The following is a 2,502-nucleotide window of genomic DNA, read 5'->3' as shown; positions in this document are numbered from 1 at the left end:
TTTATTGTTATATATTTATAAATAAATAAAAGAGGGTGGTATTTTGGCAACTATAAAAGATATAGCAGAAAGAGCAGGAGTAAGTACAGCTACTGTTTCAAATGTTATAAAAGGTAAAAGAAATAAGGTTTCTAAAGAAACTATTGAAAAAATAGAAAAAATAATAACAGAACTTAATTATGTACCAAGTATGGGAGCCAGAATACTTTCTGAAAAGCGTTCAAAAATAATTGGTGTAATATGTACTTTCATGAATGTTAAAGATAATAGTCTTAAAGACCCTTTTACAGCAGAACTTTTAGGTGTTATTGAAAATGAAATAAGAAAAAATGGATATTATATGATGTTATATGCTTCAAATAAACCAGAGGAGATAAAAAATCTTGTTTCAACATGGAGTGTAGATGGTCTTATATTTGCTGGTATAAACGAAAAAACATATAATAATTTAAGAAAAATATCAAAAAAGCCTGTTGTTGTAATTGATGGATATTATAAAAATGATGATTTTTACAATGTAGGAACAAATGATGAAGAAGGCGGATATATAATAACAAAATATCTTATAGATAAAGGACATAAGAATATTATATTTGTTGATGAAACCAACAAAAAGGGTAATCCTATAAAAACAGTTGACGGTGAAAGACTTAAAGGTTTTAAAAGAGCATTAAAAGAAATAGGAATTAAATATACAACTAACAATCATGTTTATATAGACCCTTTAAATAAAGAAAAATTTTTTGATGAAATTAAAAATAAAAACAGTACAGCTGTGGTATGTTCATCTGATAATATAGCCTTTGAAGTAATTAATGGTTTAAAAAAAAGAAATATATGTGTACCAGAAAATATTTCTGTGACAGGATTTGATGATGTATATTTATCATCTTTAAGTAGTCCTGCTTTAACAACTATTAATCAGAACATAAATGAAAAAGGGGAAAAGGCTGTTAGAATGCTTATTAATATAATAGAAGAAAAACATATTGAAAATAAAAATATACATATTTCAGTAAGTATTAAAGAACGTGATTCAGTAAAAAAAATATAATATTATTTTATAAGAAAGGCGATAAATTATGACAGAAAAAGAGAAAATGAGCAAACAAATGTTGTATGATGCTAATTATGATGTTGACTTACTTAAAGAAAGAGTTAAAGCAAAAAATATGTGTTATGACTTTAATCAACTTCGTCCATCAGAAACAGAAAAACAAAATGAAATTTTAAGAGAACTTTTTGGGTCAACAAAAGAGAATTTTTGTATAGTTGCACCTTTTTGGTGTGATTATGGATATAATATTCATATAGGAGAAAATTTCTTTGCAAATCACAATGTTGTTATATTAGATTGTGGAAAGGTTACATTTGGAGACAATGTTTTTGTTGCACCTAATTGTATATTTTCAACAGCAGGACACCCTTTAGATGTTGAACAGAGAAATAAAGGATTAGAATATGCATATCCAATTACAGTTGAAGATAATGTTTGGATTGGTGCTAATGTAACAGTATTGCCAAATGTTACAATAGGAAGTGGAAGTGTAATAGGAGCAGGAAGTGTAGTTAATAAAGATATTCCAAGAGGTGTTATAGCTGTTGGAAATCCTTGTAGAGTTGTGAGAAAAATAACAGAGGAAGACAAGAAAAAATATTGGAAATAAATATAGATTTTTAAATAAAATAACTTGTTTGGATAATATAACTAAAGAGTTTTAACAATATAAAAATATTAGAGTATCAGCAGTTAGTTTTATATATAGAATATAGTAAAACTTGACAATAAAAACATAATATAGTATAGTTATCCACATATTATTTAATCATTAATCTAAAACAAAGGTGTTTTGTCATATATTATTGGGCAAAACACCTTTTTATTTATAAAAATAAATATAATTTTAAATTGAAAGGAGAAATAATATGAAAATTAATGGTGTATTATTTTCTGATACAGATTTTGATTTTAACTTTTTAGATTATGGCATAAATATAACCTTATTAAGTTTAAATTTAGAAAATATTAAAAATAATATTTTTCATGATAAAGATGTTATTTTTTTAAATTTAAACAATAATAATAATTTGGAATATATTAAGTATATAAGAAGAAAAAATCTTAATATACCAATTATAATAATAGGTCAAGAAATAGATTTTAATGTTTTGAAAGACTATATACATTTTGGAATATTTGACTATATCATAACTCCTTTTGAGTTAGATTATTTTGAATATACAATGAAAAGACTTATTAAAACATTATCTAAAAATTATATTAAAGATGATAAGTGTTTGATAGATTTTTATGATGATTTTATAATTTCTGACAGAAAATCTATTTTAAAAAATATAAAAAATATTTATTTTTATGGAGAAACTGAATATATTATGGAAGATTTAAAGACATTATTATTATATGATTTTCCTTGGATTGAATATTATATAAATATTGAAAGTTATGATAATTTAGAAAATTTTATTGTAGAAATTCATAAT

3 protein-coding genes are annotated in these 2,502 nt (G+C 23.5%); all 3 read left to right on the top strand.

Annotated elements, in window-relative coordinates:
- The first annotated feature begins 43 nt into the window (after positions 1 to 43).
- Complete coding sequence (locus tag B5E58_RS13095; protein WP_088110082.1) at positions 44 to 1,054, top strand: LacI family DNA-binding transcriptional regulator; 1,011 nt, start codon at positions 44 to 46, stop codon at positions 1,052 to 1,054.
- Between the two features lie 28 nt (positions 1,055 to 1,082).
- On the top strand, positions 1,083 to 1,667 hold the full coding sequence (locus B5E58_RS13090; RefSeq protein WP_088110081.1) for a sugar O-acetyltransferase: 585 nt from the start codon (positions 1,083 to 1,085) through the stop codon (positions 1,665 to 1,667).
- A gap of 259 nt (positions 1,668 to 1,926) precedes the next feature.
- Positions 1,927 to 2,502 (top strand): response regulator (locus tag B5E58_RS13085; RefSeq protein WP_143597284.1); only part of this gene is annotated, 576 nt, incomplete at its 3' end.

Origin of the sequence: Tyzzerella sp. An114 (assembly GCF_002161055.1) — a bacterium.
Lineage (GTDB): Bacteria > Bacillota > Clostridia > Lachnospirales > Anaerotignaceae > Fimicola > Fimicola cottocaccae.
Note: the sequence above shows the minus strand (reverse complement) of the source record. Positions and strands in the feature narration are given on the sequence as shown.

What these genes read in the sequence shown, in the direction of transcription:
- B5E58_RS13090 (WP_088110081.1), top strand. Translation starts at nt 1,083, where the DNA reads ATGACAGAAAAAGAGAAAATGAGCAAACAAATGTTGTATGATGCTAAT.